15 protein-coding genes and 1 pseudogene are annotated in these 20,210 nt (G+C 72.9%); 3 read left to right on the top strand and 13 right to left on the bottom strand.

Translation table 11 applies throughout. The annotated features are described in order from the left end of the window. Positions 1 to 23: 23 nt before the first annotated feature. The 3 genes from ABZ990_RS02475 to ABZ990_RS02465 all read right to left on the bottom strand — a co-directional run bounded on the left by ABZ990_RS02475 (position 24) and on the right by ABZ990_RS02465 (position 4,040). A complete protein-coding gene (locus ABZ990_RS02475; RefSeq protein WP_361224018.1) occupies positions 24 to 434 on the bottom strand; it encodes a VOC family protein in 411 nt (136 codons plus the stop codon). 202 nt (positions 435 to 636) lie between these two features. Then, positions 637 to 3,216: a bifunctional salicylyl-CoA 5-hydroxylase/oxidoreductase gene (locus tag ABZ990_RS02470; protein ID WP_361224015.1), complete on the bottom strand. Its 2,580-nt coding sequence runs from the start codon at positions 3,214 to 3,216 to the stop codon at positions 637 to 639. Beyond that, positions 3,213 to 4,040 (bottom strand): enoyl-CoA hydratase family protein, encoded by an 828-nt coding sequence (locus ABZ990_RS02465; RefSeq protein ID WP_361224013.1) that lies wholly within the window; start codon positions 4,038 to 4,040, stop codon positions 3,213 to 3,215. The genes ABZ990_RS02470 and ABZ990_RS02465 overlap by 4 nt, the downstream gene beginning before the upstream one ends. Positions 4,041 to 4,266: 226 nt before the next feature. Here ABZ990_RS02465 and ABZ990_RS02460 point away from each other — a divergent pair. Beyond that, positions 4,267 to 4,749: pseudogene (locus ABZ990_RS02460) on the top strand (ATP-binding protein); the annotation flags it as partial. A gap of 268 nt (positions 4,750 to 5,017) precedes the next feature. Here the strand turns inward: ABZ990_RS02460 and ABZ990_RS02455 are convergent. Then, positions 5,018 to 6,451, bottom strand: a complete 1,434-nt coding sequence (locus ABZ990_RS02455; protein WP_361224010.1) for an amino acid permease — start codon at positions 6,449 to 6,451, stop codon at positions 5,018 to 5,020. 483 nt (positions 6,452 to 6,934) lie between these two features. Between ABZ990_RS02455 and ABZ990_RS02450 the strand changes: the two genes are divergently transcribed. Further along, the gene (locus ABZ990_RS02450; protein ID WP_361224007.1) at positions 6,935 to 8,602 is read left to right on the top strand and encodes a collagen-like protein; all 1,668 of its coding nucleotides are present in this window, start codon (positions 6,935 to 6,937) and stop codon (positions 8,600 to 8,602) included. A 195-nt stretch (positions 8,603 to 8,797) separates the two neighbouring features. Here ABZ990_RS02450 and ABZ990_RS02445 read toward each other — a convergent pair whose 3' ends face one another. Further along, a complete protein-coding gene (locus ABZ990_RS02445; protein ID WP_361224004.1) occupies positions 8,798 to 10,072 on the bottom strand; it encodes a glycosyltransferase in 1,275 nt (424 codons plus the stop codon). Positions 10,073 to 10,420: 348 nt separating this feature from the next. Between ABZ990_RS02445 and ABZ990_RS02440 the strand changes: the two genes are divergently transcribed. Then, positions 10,421 to 10,840, top strand: a complete 420-nt coding sequence (locus ABZ990_RS02440) for a hypothetical protein (RefSeq protein WP_361224002.1) — start codon at positions 10,421 to 10,423, stop codon at positions 10,838 to 10,840. A 217-nt stretch (positions 10,841 to 11,057) separates the two neighbouring features. Here ABZ990_RS02440 and argF read toward each other — a convergent pair whose 3' ends face one another. From argF to ABZ990_RS02400, 8 genes are all read right to left on the bottom strand, one after another. Continuing rightward, positions 11,058 to 12,059 carry an ornithine carbamoyltransferase gene (gene argF / locus ABZ990_RS02435; RefSeq protein WP_361223999.1) on the bottom strand — a complete coding sequence of 334 codons (1,002 nt, stop codon included), beginning with the start codon at positions 12,057 to 12,059 and terminating at the stop codon, positions 11,058 to 11,060. A 261-nt stretch (positions 12,060 to 12,320) separates the two neighbouring features. Further along, positions 12,321 to 13,553: an arginine deiminase gene (locus ABZ990_RS02430; protein WP_361223996.1), complete on the bottom strand. Its 1,233-nt coding sequence runs from the start codon at positions 13,551 to 13,553 to the stop codon at positions 12,321 to 12,323. 124 nt (positions 13,554 to 13,677) lie between these two features. Continuing rightward, the gene (locus tag ABZ990_RS02425; RefSeq protein ID WP_361223993.1) at positions 13,678 to 16,707 is read right to left on the bottom strand and encodes a hypothetical protein; all 3,030 of its coding nucleotides are present in this window, start codon (positions 16,705 to 16,707) and stop codon (positions 13,678 to 13,680) included. A 16-nt stretch (positions 16,708 to 16,723) separates the two neighbouring features. After that, complete coding sequence (locus tag ABZ990_RS02420) at positions 16,724 to 17,128, bottom strand: hypothetical protein (protein WP_361223990.1); 405 nt, start codon at positions 17,126 to 17,128, stop codon at positions 16,724 to 16,726. A gap of 6 nt (positions 17,129 to 17,134) precedes the next feature. Next, the gene (locus ABZ990_RS02415) at positions 17,135 to 17,581 is read right to left on the bottom strand and encodes a Pycsar system effector family protein (RefSeq protein WP_361223987.1); all 447 of its coding nucleotides are present in this window, start codon (positions 17,579 to 17,581) and stop codon (positions 17,135 to 17,137) included. Positions 17,582 to 17,739: 158 nt separating this feature from the next. Next, complete coding sequence (locus ABZ990_RS02410; protein ID WP_361223984.1) at positions 17,740 to 18,996, bottom strand: hypothetical protein; 1,257 nt, start codon at positions 18,994 to 18,996, stop codon at positions 17,740 to 17,742. After that, positions 18,996 to 19,223: a hypothetical protein gene (locus ABZ990_RS02405; protein WP_361223982.1), complete on the bottom strand. Its 228-nt coding sequence runs from the start codon at positions 19,221 to 19,223 to the stop codon at positions 18,996 to 18,998. Before ABZ990_RS02405 ends, ABZ990_RS02410 begins: the two co-directional genes overlap by 1 nt. 85 nt (positions 19,224 to 19,308) lie before the next feature. Continuing rightward, entirely contained in the window at positions 19,309 to 20,088 is a 780-nt protein-coding gene (locus ABZ990_RS02400; protein ID WP_361223979.1) for a Crp/Fnr family transcriptional regulator, read from the bottom strand. Between the last annotated feature and the right edge of the window lie 122 nt (positions 20,089 to 20,210).

Here is a 20,210-nt window from a genome sequence, read left to right as displayed (position 1 = left end):
CATCCCTTCAACTCTTCATCCCTTCATCCCTTCGCCCTCTGCCCTTCCCCGGTCCGCTCGGCGATCTGGATCAGATTGCCGCAGGTGTCGTCGAGGACGGCGATGGTGACCGGGCCCGCCTCCACCGGCTCCAGGGTGAAGCGCACCCCGAGCGCGCGCAGCCGCTCGTACTCGGCGCGTACGTCGGTCACGGCGAAGGAGTTGACCGGGATGCCGTCGGCGGTCAGGGCCTCCTGGTGCGCCTTGGCGGCGGGGTGCGCGTTGGGTTCCAGGACCAGTTCGGTGCCGTCGGGGTCCTCGGGCGAGACGACCGTCAGCCAGTCGTGCCCGCCCAGCGGGACCCGGTGTTTCTCGACGAAGCCGAGCACGTCGGTGTAGAAGCGCAGGGCCTTGTCCTGGTCGTCGACGAAGACGCTGGCCAGGTTGATCCTCATGAGGTGCTCTCCGGGGTGTCGGGGCCGGGCCGCCGGGACGCCACGATAGGCGCGCGTCGGCCATGCCTCGACCGGGACTCCACCATCCGGCTCACCCCCCGCCCCGCGGGGATCACCCCCGGCTCGATTCCCCAACTCCCCGGCACACCGGCACACCGACTCCCCGCCCCCGGCGCCCGAAGAGCCGTTCCCGGCGGCCCCCTCAGGGATCCTTCCGGCCGGTCGGCGGGCGCCGGTTGCCGGCCCGGTACGGGGCGGGCCAGGGCGCGGCCGGCCCCTCGTACCCCTGCTCGACGGCGGCGTGCAAGGTCCACTGCGGGTCGTAGAGGTGGGGCCGGGCCAGGGCGCAGAGGTCGGCGCGGCCGGCCAGGAGCAGGGAGTTCACATCGTCCCAGGAGGAGATCGCGCCGACCGCGATCACGGGTACGCCGAGGGCGGCGCGGATCCGGTCGGCGTACGGGGTCTGGTACGAGCGGCCGAACTCGGGGCGTTCGTCGGCGACGACCTGGCCGGTGGAGACGTCGATGGCGGCGGCACCGTGGGCGGTGAAGGCGCGGGCGATCTCCACGGCGTCGTCGGCGGTGGTGCCGCCCTCGGCCCAGTCGGTGGCGGAGATACGGACGGTCAGCGGCCGGTCCGTCGGCCACACCTCCCGTACCGCGTCGAAGACTTCGAGCGGGAAGCGGAGCCGGCCGGCCAGGTCGCCGCCGTAGGCGTCGGTGCGGTGGTTGGTGAGCGGGGAGAGGAAGCCGGAGAGCAAGTAGCCATGGGCGCAGTGGAGTTCGAGCAGATCGAAGTCCGCCTGGGCGGCGCGGTACGCGGCGGCGGTGAACTCCTCGCGGACGGCGGCGAGTCCGGTGCGGTCGAGGGCCTGCGGGGTCTGGTTGACGCCGGGCCGGTACGGCAGCGCGGAGGCGGCCACGAGGGGCCAATTGCCGTGCGGGAGGGGCGTGTCGATGCCGTCCCACATACGGCGGGTGGAGCCCTTGCGGCCGGAGTGGCCGAGCTGGACGCCGATCGCGGTCCCGGGGGCCTCGGTGTGCACGAAGCGGGCGACCCGGGCCCAGGCGGCGGCCTGTTCGTCGTTCCACAGTCCGGTACAGCCGGGGGTGATCCGGCCCTGTTCGCTCACGCAGACCATCTCGGTCATGACGAGTCCCGCGCCGCCGAGGGCGCGGGCGCCGAGGTGGACGAGGTGGAAGTCGCCGGGGAGGCCGTCCTCGGCGACGTACTGGTCCATGGGCGAGACGACGACCCGGTTGCGCAGGGCCAGTCCGCCGAGCCGGAACGGGGTGAACATCGGCGGGGTGCCGGGCGGGCAGCCGAACTCTTCCTCAACGGAGGCCGTGAAGGCGGGATCGCGCAGCCGCAGGTTGTCGTGGGTGACGCGGCGGCTCCGGGTCAGCAGGTTGAAGGCGAACTGGCCTGGTGGACGGTCGAGTTGGCCGGCCAGTTCCTCGAACCAGCGCAGACTCGCGGCGGCGGCCCGCTGGGTGGACTCGACGACCGGTCGGCGTTCGGCCTCGTACGCGGCGAGCGCGCGGGCGAGAGTGGGCTCGCGGTCGACATGGGCGGCAAGGGCGACGGCGTCCTCGACGGCCAGTTTGGTGCCGGAGCCGATCGAGAAGTGCGCGGTGTGGGCGGCGTCGCCGAGCAGGACGGTGGAGCCGTGCGACCAGCGGGCGTTGACGACCGTACGGAACGCGGTCCAGGCGGACTTGTTGGAGCGGAGCGTCCGGCCCTGGAGCGCGTCGGCGAAGATCTTGGCGCAGCGGGCGGTGGACTCCTCCTCGTCGAGCTCGTCGAATCCGGCGGCCCGCCACACCTCCTCGCGCATCTCGACGATGACGGTGGAGGAGGGCTCGCGTCCGAGTGCGTAGGGGTAGGCGTGCAGTTGCATCACGCCGTACTCGGTCTCGGCGATCTCGAACCGGAAGGCGTCGAGGGCGAAGTCGGCGGCGAGCCAGATGTAGCGGCAGCGGTGGGTGGTGAGGGTGGGCCGGAAGACGTCGGCGTGCTCCTCGCGGGTGCGGCTGTGCACACCGTCGGCGGCGACGACGAGGTCGTAGCCCTGCGCGGTGAGGGCGTCGGCGGTCGGCGCCTCGGTACGGAAGCGGAGCCGTACGCCGAGGTCGGTGCAGCGCGTGTGCAGCAGCTCCAGCAGCCGACGGCGGCCGAGGGCGGCGAAGCCGTGGCCGGTGGAGGTGAGGCGGTGGCCCCGATGGACGATCTCGACGTCGTCCCAGTGGACGAGTTCGCGGCGCAGCGCGGCGTGGACGACCGGGTCGGCGCTCTCGATGCCGCCGAGGGTCTCGTCGGAGAGGACGACACCGAAGCCGAAGGTGTCGGTGGGCGCGTTGCGTTCCCAGACGGTGACCTCGCGGTGCGGGTCGCCGCGTTTGAGGAGGGCGGCGGCGTACAGGCCGCCGGGTCCGCCGCCGATGACGGCGACCTGGAGAGGGTGGGGGGTGAGCGCCTCGGGCGGCCGGGCGGGGGCGAACGCGTGGGGTGCGGGGCCGGAGGGCCGACGTATCGCGCCGGGGCCGGGGCCGGAGTCAAGGGCGGGATCGGCGGGAGGGGTGTCGGTGGAGGCCGGTGGCGGTGGATCGGCGCATCCGCCGAGGAGGGCGGGAGCAGAGGCCGGGTCGGGGCCTCCGAGAGCGGGTCCGGCCCCGAGAGCAGGCCCGCCGCCGGGGTCCCGGGTAGGTGCGCGGTCAGGGTCGTGACCGGGGGCGCGGCCGGAGCCGTGACCGGGCTCGGGGCCGTCCGGGCGCGGGGTCATCGGCCCCGCCACTTCGCCGGGCGCTTCTCGGTGAAGGCCGCGTGGAACTCCGCGTAGTCCTCCCCGTGCATGAGCAGGGCCTGGGTGGCCGCGTCCATTTCGACGGAGGCCGCCAGCGGCATGTCGAGTTCGGCCGTGAGAAGCGCCTTGGTCTGGGCGTACGCGAGCGCCGGGCCCTCGGCGAGCCGGCGCGCCAGGGTCGCGGCGCGGCTGCCGGCCTCCCCGGCCTCGGTCAGCTCGCTGATCAGGCCGATCCGCTCGGCCTCGACGGCACCGACCGGGTCGCCCAGCATCAGCAGCCGGGTCGCGTGGCCGAGGCCGACCACCCGGGGCAGCAGATACGCGGCGCCCATGTCGCCGCCGGAGAGCCCGACGCGGGTGAAGAGGAAGGCGAACCGGGCGGTGGGGTCGGCGACCCGGAAGTCCGCGGCGAGGGCGAGGACCGCCCCGGCGCCGGCGGCCACCCCGTGCACGGCGGCGATCACCGGGAACGGGCACTCGCGCAGCGCCCGCACGGTCTGCCCGGTCATCCGGTTGAAGTCGAGGAGCTGGGCGGTGTCCATGGCGAGGGTGGCGCCGATGATCTCGTCGACGTCGCCACCGGAACAGAAGCCGCGTCCCTCGCCGCCGAGCACGAGGGCCCGGACGGCGCGTTCCCGGGAGAGTTCGGCGAGCAGGTCGCGCAGGTCGGCGTAGGCGCCGAAGGTGAGCGCGTTCAGCTTCTGGGGGCGGTCGAGGGTGATCGTGGCGACCCCGTCGTCCAGGGTGAGGCGCAGATGCCGCCAGCGTTCGGTGCGGGGCGCGGAGCCGGTGAAGGGGCTCATGTCCGGGAGAACCTCCCTGATTGCGTGCGCGTACGGGTGCATCGTCCACACGACACCGGGAGCGTATCACTCGTATGTGACTGTCGTCACGAGTACGCGATACGCGCGCCGTGCCGCCCGCGCCACGCCCCTCCGTGCGCCCCCGCCTCCCCGCGCGATCCCGTCGCCCCAGAGGCGCGGCCCGCTCCCCTGTCCGGATTTATGACTTCGTAAGGTGGAAACCCGGATGTCCCCCGCATCCGGCCCGCATCCGACCCGAACGGGAGCCGCCCCCGTGTTCGAAGTCTCCGGCCCACCCGCATGGCGCGCCGAGCTGCCGCACACCACGGCCGCCGTGCCGATCGCCCGCGCCCTCGTCCGTACCGCCCTCACCGAGATCGAGGGCCCGGAGCAGGCCGCCGCCGACCGCGACACCGCCGAGCTCCTCACCGCCGAGCTGGTCGCCAACGCCGTCGAGCACACCCCGGGCGACAGCCCGATCGAGCTCGTCGTCGAACTGCTCCCGGCACCGGGCGGCTGTCAGATCGAGGTCCACGACGACCGCCCGGCGGCCCCCGGCGAGCTGCGCTGCCCGGATCCGTCCGTCCCCGTCGACCCGTGGCAGGAGCACGGCCGGGGCATGCTCCTCATCCGCGCGCTGAGCAGCGACTGCGGACACCGCCCCACCGCCCACGGCAAGGCGGTCTGGTTCACGCTCCCGGCCGTGCCACTGCCGGCCGTACCGTCGTCGCGGGCCGTACCGTCGCGCGACACGCCGACACCGGCCGTACCGCCCCAGGCCACGCCGACGCCGTCCGTACCCCGGCCGGTCATCCCCCCGCGCTGAGCCGCGGACCCGGCCCGCACGGCCGATGCACCGCCCCGAGCCACGGCGAGCCGGAGAGACCGAAGACGCTCGAGACGCCCGAGACACCTGAGACGCCTGAAGGCCGCAGAAGCCCGAGAGGCCGGGGGAACCATCCCCCGGCCTCTCAAGGTCACTCCGCCGACCGCGCCACCGGCCGCTCCTCGTCCTCCGACTCGGCGGCGAGGCGCGAGTGACGGCGCCCGTATCCCGTGTAGACGAGCGCGCCGACGACGAGGAAGCCGGCGAACTGGAGCCAGGTCTGCCAGCCGGTCCCCCACATGAGGTACAGACAGAAGCCGACGCCGAGGATCGGGCTGAGCGGGTAGAGCGGGACCCGGAAGGAGCGCCGGAGCTCGGGGTTGCGGCGGCGCAGCGTGATCACGGCGATGTTCACCACGGCCATGACGGCGAGCGTGCCGATGGTGGTCAGGTTGACGACCATGCCGAGCGTCGCGAACGCGGCGGGGACCGCGAAGACGGTCGCCACGATCCAGGTGTTGGCCACCGGCGTGTGGGTCCGGGGCGAGACGCGTTCGAAGACCCGGGGCACCAGGCCGTCGCGGGACATCGACATGAGGATCCGGGTCTGCCCGTACATCACGGCGAGGACGACGGAGGCGATGGCGACGACCGCGCCGAAGGCGATGATCCCGCCGCCGACCGTCGAGTCGGTCACCTGGTTGACGACGAGCGAGAGCGCGGCGGGCTGGCCGGCGACGGCGTCCGCGCCGAGCGCCCCGATCGCGGCGAGCGCGACGGCGCAGTAGAGCAGGGTGACGGCGCCGATGCAGATGAGGATCGCGAGCGGGATGTTGCGCCGCGGGTTCTTCACTTCCTCGCCGGCGGTGGTGATGGCGTCGAAGCCGATGAAGGAGAAGAAGGCGAGGGACGCGCCGGCGGTGATCCCGGAGAAGCCGCTGCCGGTGAACGGGGAGAGGTGGCCGGCCTGGAAGGCGGTGTAGCCGATCGCGCAGAAGAACAGCAGGATGACGATCTTGAGAATGGCCATGGCGGCGGTCGCCCGGGCGCTCTCCCGTACCCCGCGTACGAGGAGGACGGCCGCGAGCAGGATGACGATCACGGCGGGCAGGTTGACCACACCGCCGTCGGCGGGCCCGGCGGACAGCGCGGCGGGCAGGTGCACGCCGACGAGGCTGTCGAGCAGCTCGTTCAGGTACTGGCTCCAGCCGACCGCGACGGCGGACACCGAGACGCCGTACTCCAGCAGCAGGCACCAGCCGACGAGGAAGGCGACCCGCTCGCCGAGGCTCGCGTACGCGAAGGAGTACGAGGAGCCCGACACCGGGATCGCGCTGCCCAGCTCGGCGAAGGAGAAGGCCGTGAAGACGCAGGTGATCGCGGCGAGCACGAAGGAGACCACGACGGCGGGCCCCGCTTCGGCGACGCTGTCGGAGAGCCCGACGAAGATGCCGGTGCCGACGATGGCGCCGATGCCGAAGCTCACCAGCTGGAACAGTCCCATGGTGCGCTTGAGGCCGTGGCCTTCGAGGTCGGCTCCGGACTCGGCGATCAGCCGGCTCGGGGATTTGATCCGCGAGGACATGCGGTCGTTCTCATCTCTGGTCGGGCACTCGGGCGCGTGGGCACTCGGGCACTCGGGGGTGCGGCCATGCGGGTGAGTGGGCATAGGGGCGGTACGGACGGGCGCGCGCACACGCGAAGAAGGGGGTCCGGGCATACCTGCCCGAACCCCCCTCGATGAGGCGATGGTAGCCCGTGTTCCGCATATTCACCCAACCGGACGCATCCCTATACCCCACCGGCCCAGTTCCCGGGCCGGCCGGGGCGCGCCGAAGCAGGTCGGAGGCGGGCCCGGAAGGGGGTGGGAGCGGGGCGGGAGCGGTGCGTCGGCCCCTCGGCGTGACGTGCTCGCGAGGTCGGCGGGCGGGTGATCTCCGTCGATTGCGACAAATCACCGTATTCAACTCATGCCGGGCGGTGGAATAGTGACTCGCGGGCGGGGCGAGTGCACCCAGCGTGTGCGCTCGGGGTGTGATCCCACCACTTTTCGTGAGGAAGGTGCTCAGTGAGCCCTAGAACGACCCGAATCGCCCGTCTGAGATCCGCCACGGTGGTCTCGGCGGGCGTCCTTGCCGTGGCCTTGAACGTCGTCCCCAGCACCGTGGCCGTCGCCCACGCGATCCACCGGTCGTCGGGCACCGCCGGCAGCGTGGCCACCCCCGGTCCGAACGGTGCCCTGAGCGTCCCGCGCGACGTGGGCCGGCCGCCCATCGCCGTGATGACGCCCATCGCCGTGATGAAGGGCGGCCACGGGGACCGGGGCGGCGACGGCGACGACTACGGAAGCGGCTCCGGAACCCAGGGCCCCCAAGGCCCCCAGGGCCCGCAGGGCGACATGGGCATCCCGGGCGACTCGGGGCCGCAGGGACCGCAGGGCTTCCAAGGCTTCCAGGGCGACACCGGGCCGCAGGGACCGGGCGGCGAGGGCACCGGACCCCAGGGACCGCAGGGCGTGCAGGGCGCGACCGGCTATCCCGGGGTGCAGGGTGCGCAAGGTGCGCAGGGCGACACCGGCGCCGGCACCCAGGGACCGCAGGGGTTCCAGGGCGACACGGGCCCGCAGGGACCGGGTGGCGAGGGCACCGGACCGCAGGGGCCCCAGGGCTTCCAGGGCGACCCGGGCGAGCCCGGTGGGCCGGGCGTGCAGGGAGACACCGGCGCACAGGGAGCCCAGGGCGACCCCGGTGTGCAGGGCGCTCAGGGCACGCAAGGTTTCCAGGGCGACACCGGCACCGGCACCCAGGGACCGCAGGGCTTCCAGGGCGACACCGGACCGCAGGGACCGAGCGGCGAGGGCACCGGACCGCAGGGCCCCCAGGGCTTCCAAGGCGACCCGGGCGCGCAGGGTGCCCAGGGCACGCAAGGCGTACAGGGCGACACCGGCACCGGCACCCAGGGACCGCAGGGCTTCCAGGGTGACCCGGGCGGGCCCGGCGCACAGGGCGACACCGGCGCACAGGGATCCCAGGGATTCCAAGGCGATTCGGGCGGACCCGGCGCACAGGGCGACCCGGGCGCACAGGGACCGCAGGGGTTCCAGGGCGACACCGGCACCGGCACCCAAGGGCCGCAGGGCTTCCAGGGCGACCCCGGCGGGCCCGGCGCACAGGGAGACACCGGCGCACAGGGAGCCCAGGGATTCCAAGGCGACCCCGGAACTCAGGGCGCCCAGGGTGCGCAGGGGGACACCGGCACCCAAGGAGCCCAGGGAACCCAAGGCACGCAAGGCACACAGGGGTTCCAGGGCTTCCAGGGCACCATCGGTATCGGAACGCAGGGACCCCAGGGCTTCCAGGGGTTCGACGGCGGCACCGGACCCCAGGGACCCCAGGGGTTCCAGGGCGCACAGGGCACCCAGGGCGTCACCGGAGCCCAGGGAGTCCAGGGATCCCAAGGCTTCCAGGGATTCCAGGGCACGCCGGGCAGCCAGGGCACTCAGGGCGTCGGGCTCGGTTCCTCCTATGTCGTGGTCGGCCCCATGGGCACCTCCTCGGTCGCCCTCTGCAACGCCGGTGACGTCGCCACCGGCGGCGGCTTCCAGACCCCGTCCAACGGCACCCACGTCGTCTCCTCGTGGCCGGTCTTCACCGGATCCGGACCCGCCACCGGATGGCAGGTCGACACCGACGGAACGGCGGACGATCAGGCATACGCGATCTGCGCCCATCCTTGACATGACCCCGCGGTGAACGGCGGTGCCCCGGGGCCGAGACCCCGGGGCACCGCCGTCCGTCATGCGCCGGCCGCCGTCCGTCATGCGCCGGCCGTCATGGCCGTCAGTCATGCGCCGTCCGTCGTACCGACTTGCCCGCACGGGCCCGGCCGCACAAGGCCCGGCCGCACAAGGCCCGGCCCTACGCGCGGAAGGTCAGACCCGCAGCGGCCCCCCGCACCGCTCGGCGCCCTCCTTCATCGCGATGAGGTTGGCCGTCACATAGGAGATGTCGTTGCGGGAGTGCCACTCGGTGGGGAAGTAGGTGACCAGCCGTGACGACTGGAACCGGGCCTCGATCTCGGGGACGAAGGCCCGGTACTGGTCGTCCGTGTAGTACCAGAACGAGTTCTCGTTGTAGAAGGCGACATGGGTCGGGTCCTGGTACGCGCCGCGCCCGTCGGAGCTGGGCGTCATGGTGAGGAGCATCCCGCCGGGCGCGAGGAGCCGGTACAGCTCGTTGATCAGCGGCACCTTCGCGGGGACGTGCTCCAGGAAGTCGACGGCCCGCATCAGACCGACCGAGCTGTCGGGCAGGTCCAGCCGGCCGGGCAGGGTCGCGACGATGTCGACGCCCTCCCCCGGGTACTGGTCCACGCCCAGGTAGCCCGGCGGCTTGCGGTGGGCCGCGCCGAGGTCGAGCGCGAGCAGTCCGTGGCGCGCGGTCCAGGCGAGGGCGTTGGCCTCGATGTACTTGTCGTACAGGGCGACCGTCTCGCGCTGGATGTGCGCGTTGACCTCCGGGTCGCGCTGGGTGTTCGACGGGTGCATCCGCTGGAGGTACAGACAGCGCGGGATGTGGTGGAAGTCGCCGACGTGGAACAGCCGGCACATCAGGTCCTGGTCGTCGAGGACCGTACGGGTGGCGTCGTAGCCCCCGGCCTTCTCGTAGCTCTCCTTGCGGAACGCCCGTACGTGGTTGGGGGCGTACCAGATGTAGGACACGTTGTGCGGGGTCGGGGCCATCGACCTGACCTGGAGCAGGGCCTGGCCGTCGACGACCACCTCCTCGTACTGCCAGCCGTACGCCTCGTTGAAGCGGCTGTCGTCCCGCTGCCCGCTCTCGGTGATCTGGGCGGTGTTGCTGTAGACGAACACGGCCTCGGGGTGGTCGTCGAACGCCTGGCCGAGTTCCGCGAGGCAGGTCCGGACCAGCAGGTCGTCGTGGTCGAGTTCCACCAGGATGTCGCCGCGCGCCCGTTCGCAGGCCCGCCGCTTGGCGGCCCCGACGCCGCGTACGTCGTCCGCGATCTCCACCCGTACCCGCTCGTCGGGACGCTCGGGCCGCCACCGGGCGCCGTTGTTGAGCAGGACGATCCACTCCCAGTCCGGACAGGTCTGCGCCTGCAGGGTCGCCAGGCACTCGTCGAGGAATCGGGGCTGGTGGCTGGGGGTGAAGACGGAGAACCTGGGGGTCGCGGTCGACGTCATCGGAGGTCACCTGCTTGGCTCGGCGGCGGTGGGGCGGAGTGCGTCCGCCCGCCGACGTTACGAGTCCGGCCCCGGCGACGCGGCCCATCGCCGGACGGTCCGAGCCGGGTCCACCCGAATGCACGCACGCGTGGCGGGAGGCCGGTGGCGGCGGAATCGGCGATCCGGCACCGGCACGGCCGTCGGCGGCGCCTGAAGTCCGCGGAGCGCGGCCTGCCCGCCTTCCTGAATTCGCGGGACATCCTTGTCCGAAAGCGGCTGTGTCCGGACCGGTTGCCGAATGAAGCGGCAGGGAAGTGTGTGAACGGCATATCGGGTGATGTGCCGTGAGGGGAAGGGGACTTCTTCATGGCCAGTGAGCAGTGGTCGGAAGTGCAGTGGGCGTACCCCGAGGGAGGCGGCGAGAAGTTCGAGTTCGCGCACCAGCTCGGACTGTCGGAGTCGGACGGCCAGATGTGGGGCGGGGTCTACCTCAAGCACCTCAAGCAGGAGGAGTACGGGCGCTGGCCCTACACGCCCGGGCCGATCACGCTCTCGGGCTCCGTCGAGCTGACCTCGCCCGACGGCCGGACGACCTCCACCACGCTCAAGGAGATCATGGTCGTCTACCGCGGCTCGGGCACCTCCTGGAGCGCGGGCACGGCGCCCGCCGTGTCGGGTAAATGGACGCTGAAGGCCGTCATCCATCTTCAGTTCTCGAACATTCCCAGCGAACAGATGTACAGCGCCGACTTCACCGAGACCTACAGCGCGGAGTTCACGCTGTAAAAACCCTGCTGGGGAATTCGGCGGGGGGAGGGGTTACGGAATTCCCGTTCCGGGACGGGGCCGGGACGGGTGTCGGTACGGGCCGGGACGGATGTCGGTACGGGTCCAGTGCCGGTACGGGTCCGGCTTCGCCCTCGGTACGACGAAGCGCCGGCCACAGCCCTCGACGGGGCGGTGGCCGGCGCTTTCGCGGCGGGGGCGTGGGCGGAGGCAGGTTCTAGCGGGCTAGCGTGGCGACCATCACGGCCTTGATGGTGTGCAGCCGGTTCTCCGCCTCGTCGAAGACGACCGAGTGCGCCGACTCGAAGACCTCGTCGGAGACCTCCAGCTCGGTCAGCCCGTGCCGGGCGTGGATCTCGCGGCCGACGCCGGTGCCGAGGTCGTGGAAGGCGGGCAGGCAGTGCAGGAACTTGACGTCCGGGTTGCCGGTCGCCCGCAGGACGTCCATGGTCACGGCGTACGGGGCGAGGGCGGCGATCCGCTCGTCCCAGACCTCCTTGGGCTCGCCCATCGAGACCCAGACGTCGGTGGCGACGAAGTCGGCTCCGCGTACACCCTCGGCGACGTCCTCGGTGAGGGTGATCGTCGCACCGCTCGCCTCGGCGAGCCGCTGCGCGGCGGCCACGAAGGGCTTGGCCGGCCAGTACGCCTCCGGGGCCACGATCCGGACGTCCATGCCCAGCAGCGCACCGGTGACCAGGTAGGAGTTGCCCATGTTGAAGCGGGCGTCGCCGAGGTACGCGAAGGCGATCTCGTCGAGCGGCTTGTCCGTGTGCTCGGTCATGGTGAGGACGTCGGCGAGCATCTGGGTGGGGTGCCAGTCGTCGGTGAGACCGTTGAAGACGGGCACGCCGGCGTGGGCGGCCAGCTCCTCGACGGCGGCCTGGCTGTCACCCCGGTACTCGATGGCGTCGAACATCCGGCCGAGCACCCGGGCCGTGTCCTTGACCGACTCCTTGTGGCCGATCTGAGACGCGGACGGGTCGAGATAGGTCGTGGAGGCACCCTGGTCGGCGGCGGCCACCTCGAACGCGCAGCGGGTGCGGGTCGAGGTCTTCTCGAAGATCAGGGCGATGTTGCGGCCGCGCAGCCGCTGCACCTCGGCACCGGCCTTCTTGGCCGCCTTCAGCTCGGCGGCGAGCGCGATCAGGCCGCGGAACTCCTCGGCGCTGAAGTCCAGCTCCTTGAGGAAGTGGCGTCCGATGAGGTCGGTGGCCATGGTGCGCTCCTGGGGTACGTTCGGGACGTCGAGGGACGAGGACCCTGGAAGTGTATACGTAATCTAGAATTCTTATACGGTCCGGGTGGGGCCGGAAGCCCTCCCGGAAGGCGCCTCCGCTTCCCCTCCGCTTCTCCTCCGCCTCTCCGCTTCCCCCCTCCTCTCCTACCTTCTCCCCCGCAACGGCGTCCGCCTCCCCGGGGCGCGCCGGACCGCGTCGAATCACGTCGGACCGTGTCAAACCGCATCAGCCGGGCCTCGTCAGACCGCGTCCCGCTCCACCGGACAGCTCATACAGCGCGGCCCGCCCCGCCCCCGGCCCAGCTCGCTGCCGGGAATCTCGATCACCTCGATGCCCTCCCTGCGAAGGTGGGTGTTGGTGGTGACATTGCGCTCGTACGCGACGACCACCCCCGGCTCGACGGCCAGCACGTTGCATCCGTCGTCCCACTGCTCGCGCTCCGCCGCGTGGACGTCCTGGGTGGCCGTCAGCACCCGGATGTCCTGGAGCCCGAGCGCGGCGGCGATCGCGCTGTGCATCTGCTCCGGCGGATGGTCGGTCACCCGCAGCGACTGGCCCTCGTCGCCCGGCTCGATCGTGTACGAGCGGAGCGCGCCGAGGCCCGCGTACTGCGTGAAGGTGTCCTGGCCGACCATGGTCATCACGGTGTCCAGATGCATGAAGGCCCGCCGTTTCGGCAGGTCGAGCGCGATGATCGTGCGCGCCGAACCGGCCGCGAACAAGCCGCGGGCGAGCATCTCCACCGCCTGCGGGGTGGTGCGCTCGCTCATGCCGATGAGGACGGCGCCGTTGCCGATGACCAGGACGTCACCGCCCTCGATGGTCGACGGATAGTCGGACTGCCCCTCCGACCAGTGGTGGAAGTCGCCCGCCCGCGGTCCTGTGAACAGCGGGTGATGGCGGTAGATCGCCTCGAAGTGGACGGTCTCGCGCTGCCGGGCGGGCCAGCGCATCGCGTTGATCGACACCCCGTCGTAGATCCAGGCGGAGGTGTCCCGGGTGAAGAGATGGTTGGGCAGCGGACCGAGCACGAACTCGTCGAGCTCCAGCGCGTGGAAACGGACCGAGGTCGGCTCCGGGTGCTCCGCGAGGAACTCCCGCTTCGTCATGCCGCCGACCAGCGCCGCCACCAGCCGCGCCGGGTCCAGCGAGTCGAAGGCGGCGCGCAGATGGTCGGTGGCGAGCGGGCCGTACTCCTTCTCGTCGAAGACCCGGTCCAGTACGAGGGCACGCGCCTCCGGCACCTCCAGGGTCTCGCGCAGCAGATCGCCGAAGAGATGGACCTCGACGCCCCGGTCGCGCAGCACGTCCGCGAAACCGTCGTGCTCCTGGCGGGCACGCCGTACCCACAGCACGTCGTCGAAGAGGAGGGCGTCCTTGTTGGTCGGGGTGAGCCGCTTCAGCTCCAGATCGGGGCGGTGCAGGATGACACGGCGCAGCCGCCCGGTCTCGGAATCGACATGGAATCCCATGCGTCCATCCTGACCGAGCGGGGCGCTCGCGCGTAGTACGCCGTACGTCTCGTCGCCGGAGTCACGGCGGTCACGGGCGGTGCGGGCGGCACGGGCGTCCGGGGCGCGCTCGCGGGGGCGGGGGCTACGCCAGGAGGGCCACCAGCACCGCGATCAGTACGACGGCGATTCCGCCCAAGACGATGACCGCGAGCCGCCCGTGCTTGTCGTGGTCCGGGAGCGTCACGCCGGGCGGCTGTGGTTCGACGGACGGCAGTGGTCCAGCGGACGGCTGTGGTTCGACGGGCTGCGGAAGCTCGACGGGCGGCCGTGGCTCGGCGAGCGGCTGCGACTCGACCGGCCGACGGGGCGCGGGAACGGGGAGCGGGAACGGGGATCCGGCGTCCTCCCGTCGGGGTGCCGAGGGGCGGGAGTGGGGGCGAGGAGGCAGGGGGCTCGTGGGGGCCGGGGCGTGCGCGGGCGGTGCCGGAAGCTCCGGGCGGGTGGGCACGAGAGCCGGGGCCAGGGCTGGGGCCGGGGCCGGGGGCGTCACGGGCGCGGCCGGAACCGGGACCGGAGGTGCCACGGGCCTCGCTGGGACCGGGGGTCCCACAGGCACGGCCGGAGCCAGGTCCGGGGTCGGGACAGGCGCCGGGACAGGCGCCGGGACAGGCGTCGGCGGGGAGGAGTCGTGGCGCGGGGCCGTCGGGCGCGGGAGGTTCAGGAGCAGGGTGCGCAGGACGGACTCGGGCAGCCCGGGTTGTCCGACGATCCGGCGGAACGCGCCGTGGGCCGCCGGATCCGGGCCCGCCCAGAGCCGGGCGAGCACCCCGGCGATCCGGTCGGCCGGCTCGGCGCTCCCGTCCCGGCCGTCGAGCAACGGGCGTACGGCCCAGTCGTGCAGGGCGGCAGCGTCGGCGGCCCGCTCGGCGGGCCCGACCTGCTCCTGCGCATGGGGACGGGTGAGGAAGTACTCCGCCTCGATCACGCGCTCCAGCAGCTCGCCCCGGAGTTCCGTGCCCCAGGACGGGTAGCGCTGGGCGATCTCCTGGACGAGCGCGGTGGTGACGGCGTACGGCTGCGCCCGGTTCCGGAGCGCGGAGAGGAGTTCCGCGTCCGCCGCGTCGCGGGCCGCGCTCCGCGCTTCCTCCAGGGTCCGCGCGCGGGACAACCGCACCCCCGCTCCGCCCGCCGGACTCTCCTGGTGGCGCCGGTTCTTCCGGGTGCCGCGCCGGCCGAGTCCGGGCCCGGGACCGGCCCACGCCGACCGGGCCGGAGGCTCGGGTGCCGCGTCCTCCGGTGGAAGCGGCGGTGCGCCGGTGGGTACGGGTCCCCAGGGCGGGGCCCCGGGCGGCGCGGTGGGGGCGGGACCGGGACCCGTCACCACCAGGGCGGTCCGGCCCACGCCCGGGTGCGGCGGCACCGGGTCACCGGACGGTTCGTGTCCCGCGCGCTCCTCCGCGTTCCGTGGTTGCTCCGGGATCGCGGGCTTCACGGGAGTCACGGGAGTCACGGCCGCTGCCCCCGGCCGTTCGGGTCGGCCCGGGGGCTCGGCGCCGTCCGCCGGCTCCGGCCTGTGCGGCGAACTGGTCCGGTCGTCCGGTTGTACGGGCCGCGCCGCCGCCGGCGGCTCCGGGGGGCCGGGCAGCTCGGGCCCTTCCCGCGAGGGCGGCGGGGGCGGCCCTTCCGGACGTACCGGCTCCGCCGACTCCACCGGCTTGCGACGCCGCCCCCATCGCCCGGACCTCCCCCGGCGCGCGGGCTCTGGGCTCTCCGCGGCCTCCGGCCCTGCCGTCTCCTCCAGTCCCTCCGACCGCTCCAGCTGCCTCGTTTCCTGCACCGGCATGGGCATGGGCATCGTCGGCCGATCCGACGGCTCGATGCTTTCCGGCCTCTCTGACCCCTCTGGTGCCTCCAGCACCTCCAGCACCTCTGAACTCTCCCGATCCTTCGGCCTCTCCCCGCTCTCCGGCTCCTCCTGCCCCGGCTTCATCTCCTCTTGCTCGGGCTTCGCCTCCGGCGGCTCGGACCACTCCAGCCCCTCCGACCGCGCGCGCCGCCCCGACCGTCCCGGCACCCCGGCCTGCTCCGGGCTCTCCGCCCGCTCCGGCTTCTCCCCTTCTTCCTCGATCCTCGCCGGAGCCTCCCTCCGCGCCGTGCTCTGTGCCCGTTCCGTCTGCCCGTGCGCCGCCCGCTCTCCTGCGACGGCCCCGGCCCCGGCCGACCACACCTGGGGCGGCGGCGGTGAGGGCCGTTCGAGCGGGAAACGGCGGTCGAGGCGGGCCAGGGCCGCGCGGACCGTGTCGCGGAGCGGGGCCCCGGGGCCGGCCAGGGAGTGGCCCAGCTCGGCACCGACCACGCCCACCCGTTCGCCGTCGGCCCCCATGTCGCGCAGGTGGTGGGCGACCAGGCGGGCCGCCAGCGATTCCATGTCGTCGCCCGCGCGTTCGGCCGGATCGACCCGGCGGCGGTCGGCGTTGCGGCCGGCCGCGCCCGCCCACTGTCCGACGAACACATAACGGAGGAAGGGAAGTTCGACCGTGTCGTGCGTGGCGAAGGTCCAACGACGGTCGATGAGTCGGCCGAACAGTCCGTACAGCCCCCACAGCACCGGAAGCGCCGTGTCGCCGCGCCGGTCCAGGAACGTGAAGTGGCCCTGCGGTCGGCGCAGCAACTCCGCTACCGCGCCCGTCAGTTCGCGTTCGGCGCCCGGCAGCCGGGTGTCCAGGTGCCGCATCCCCCGTTCCGCCGCCGAGATCAGGGCCTGCCCGCGCACCACCGGCAGTTCGCCTCGCACGTCCGCGAGCGGCAGGTCCGCGCCCTCCCAGGTCCAGGCGTGCAGACCGAGGCAGCGCGCCGGGTCGAGGAGGTCGCGGGAGCCGACGAGGACATGGCAGAGGGCGGAGGACCCACCGCCGGGATCGGTCCATGGGGTGCGGCGGATCAGGACGATCCCGTTGCTGCCCCCGACACGGACCAGAGCGGGTCGGATCTCCTCACCGCTCGCCCGCAGGACCGCCCCCACGCCGTGGAACAGCGCCGCCGCCTCCTCCTGACCGCCCGACCAGGCCACCGGACCGAACCCGGCGGTGCCGGAGGCGTTCTCGCCGTCCCAGCGGAAGACGATCTGGTCGGCCTCGTCCTGGGCGCGTGCCCGGCCTTGCTCTCGTGTCATCGGTCGTCACTCCTCTTCAGCGGCCCGCACGCGGCGAAGACGGACACCAGCGGCCCGAGCACCCGGCGGGGCGCCGGCCCCCGTACGGGAAACGGTCCCCACGAGCCTGCCCAGCGGTCGCGGCGACGAAATGCGGGGAACAGTCCGCGCGGTCGCCGAAGGGCCCCAGCCACGCGGGGCTCGCGTGATGGGCCAGGAAGGCGTACACGTTCCCGCTCTCCGCCCTCTCCGCCGCCTCGACCGCCTCGGCCACCTCCGCCGCCGGGTCGCGGCGCGCGGCCACCGCGCCGTAGCCGTCGCCGCGGGTGCCGTGGCGCTCGCGAGCCCGCCGAACGAGCCGGTGAGGACGCAGGGCCGCGGCGAGGAGCAGAGCATCGAGCAGGCGCCGGGGGTGTGCGGCCGCCGGATCGATCAAGGGCATGGCAGGTCACCACAGTTCACTCAGAAGGGCCAGGAGGGCGCCGAGCAGGAGGGCCACGACCCCGAGCCGCAGCCACCGGTACTTGGCGGCGAGGACGATCCCATGGACGCTCGCCTGTTCCAGGAACCACCCGGTGACGTCGGCGGCAGAGGCTTCCAGGCGGGTACGCAGCTCGGCCGCCGGGGTACCGGAGGTGAGGTCGCGCAGCAAGGTCCGGGACGCGCCAGGCCGGGTGCGCGGCAGGACGACGGAGACCAACATCAGTACGCCCACGGCCCACAGCAGCCCGCCCACGACCAAGACGGCGAGCGCACCGCCGCCGGCGGGCAGCGGGCCCTGGTCGCGGGAGAAGACAACGGCGAGAAAGGCAAGGGCACCGGACAGCAGGATCGCGGCCTTGGTGTCGGCACGCCCTATGTCCTCGCGAACGGTGGTCAGCAACTGCTCGGCCATTTGACGCAGTTCGGCATCCTGCCCGGCAAGTGCGGCCTGCTCGGGCGGCGGTGACCCGGGCGGCGGCACAGGTGGCGTCCGGGGCGGCGGAACGGCACCGGGCGCCGCGCCGGTCCCGGAGCCGCCGGGGGCGTGGGCATCGGGTGTCGGCAAGGCGGTCACACATCGCTCCCGTCGTCGAGGTCGGCGCTCGGCCGGGCATCCCGGACCGGGTGCGGGCCAGAGCAGTCGTCGCGTCCGAAAGGCGCCTGAACGCAGGCTGGTTCATCCATCCGGGGGTCCGCCCCGGAGCCACCCGAAGCCTCAGATCCGGGGTCCGAGGTGGGCTCGGTTTCCGCTTCCGGCGCCTCGCCCCAGTAGGGCGCGGCGGGTTCGGGACCCGCACCCTCCAGGGCCGGGCGGCCGGCCCGGCGGCCCGTTCCGAATCCCCGCCCGCCGGCACCACCGAGAACGGTGTCGTCCAGACCGGTTCCGGTGATGCCGCGCAGATGCTGGAGGACTTGGTACGTCCACGCGTCGATCTCGTAGCGTTCGAACACCCCGGAGTCGAGCAGACGGTAGAAAACGGCCAGGAGGTCCTCCCGGCCCTCCTTCTTCTCCCGCTGGAGCCGAACACGGATCTCCCCCACCCGGCCAGGATGGCGCGCGAGGTGGCGGGCCAGGCGGGCGACGTCACCCCTTCGGAACAGATCTTCGAGTGCCGCGGCCGCGGACGCCACCCGCTCCTGTTCCCCCGTCTCCTCGCGCAGGGTCGCCCGGGCCTCGCGGACGTCGGGCTCCCCGGCCCGGGCAGCCTCCTCCTCGACCGGCTCGTCCAGGTCCACGAAGACGAGAATCCGGGTGCGTAATCCGAGGTCACGGCCAACGACCAGCCGGCCGGAGTCGAGTTCCTCCCGGATCGCTTCCTCGGCATGCCGCGCCTCGGCGAGTCGGAAGCGGCACGACAGTGCGGGCAGCCCGGCGAGCAGCTCGTCGCGCAGCAACCCGACCACGTCCCGCACTTGTTCGCGGACGACGAGGTACGGGTCCTCTACCGCCCAGCGTGCCTGGACCCGGGCGACGAAAGAGGCGCCGTCCTCGGCGGCGGGCAGCCTGAGGGTGAATCCGGTGACGTTCCGGCCGAGGCGCACCTCGAAGACGGTGTACGGGGAGCGCATCAACGGTTTCCCACGGTCCTCCGTGCGGTCGGGCCACACGATCCGGTGACCGCCGTTGCGGTAGAGAAGCACGGCCGCGATCCCACCCCCGCGACGCTGGCGCAGCGGCCGGACCTCGCGCAGTAGCGGCCGAACGGGGACCGCTCCGGAGGGCTCCTCGCACCAGGGCGAGCCCCGGCCGGAAGCCTCCTGATCGCGCGCGTCCCAGTGGGGCGCACCGCCGACGTCGGCTGCCGGTTCCTCGTTCGGCGGGTTCATCAGTTCACTCCCTCCGCGACGGCGTCCCGCACACGGCGCGGCGCGCACGTGTCCAGGGGCCGGTCCCGGTCCCGTACGAGCCGGTCGAGAAGCCCCCGGAGCCGCTCTCGGTCTCGACGCTCCGCCGCGTGCAGAAGGCGCTGGCCGCCCAGTCGGTCGTTCATGTGGCGATAGCCGTCAGGCTGGCACTGGACCCCGGCGCTCGCGCTCGCTCCCGTACTGCTCACTCGGACTCCTCTGAGGTGCTTCAGCTGGTTCCGCGGTGGTGACACGTCCAGCCTGGCGGCTACGGCGCGCGAGCGATGTAGCGTTTTACACAGGCGGGGGTTGTTCGTCCGATGAATGCGCGCCGGGGCTCAAGCGCCGGGGACGCTCCGGACGCCCTCGCCTCCCCGGGCGTGTCTCGCGCGCCGGGTGCCCCTGCGCGAGCAGCACCAGGACGGGCATGTCGATCACGATCACAGTGCGCTGGGCCGTACGGACGACCCCTTGTTCCCGCAGCAGCCGCAGCGCCTTGGCCACGGCCTCCCGGGTCGCGCCGATGGCCGCCGCCACGTCATGCTGGGGCAACCGCAGTTCGAGTGCGGTGCCGGACTCGTCGCGCCGCCCGGCGCGTTCGGCGAGTTCGACGAGACGGACTGCCAGCCGCTGGAGCACGGTCTCCGAGGCGAGCGAGCGCCGTTCGACGTCGGCGCTGCGCAGCCGGGTGGCGAGCTGCCGCATGACGAGGGCGGTGGCGTGCGGCCGGGCGGCGAGAAAGCGCCGAAACCGGTTGCCGGAAATGGCAACGGCCTCGACCTGGCCGAGCGCGGTGACGGTGGCGCTGCGCGGCCCCCGGTCGACGGCGGCGAGATCGCCGACGATCTCGCCCGCGCCGCGCAGCGCCAGGATGAGCCGGGCGCCACGTTCGGTATCGACCGAGACGGCGGACCAGCCGGAGAGCAGGGCGAGGACGTACGCGGAGGCGTCGCGCTCGCGGATCATGACCTCGCCCTGCGCGTAACAGCGCGGGGCCCCCTCCGCAAGCAGAGCACGACGGTCGGCGGCGGGTAGGGCGTGCAGGAAGGAGCAGTCCTGGCCGAAGAGGCTCACTTTCCCGCTCCCACCCCCGCCACCTGGCGCGTATCCGGGCACTGCGCTCACCGGACAATTGGCCACCGGAATCACAGCGTTGACACCCCGTCACTCTGCGGACTGAAAAACCTAGAGGCAGA

It is taken from the genome of Streptomyces sp. NPDC046203, from assembly GCF_040646255.1.
Lineage (GTDB): Bacteria > Actinomycetota > Actinomycetes > Streptomycetales > Streptomycetaceae > Streptomyces.
This window is presented reverse-complemented; position numbering and strand designations above follow the sequence as displayed.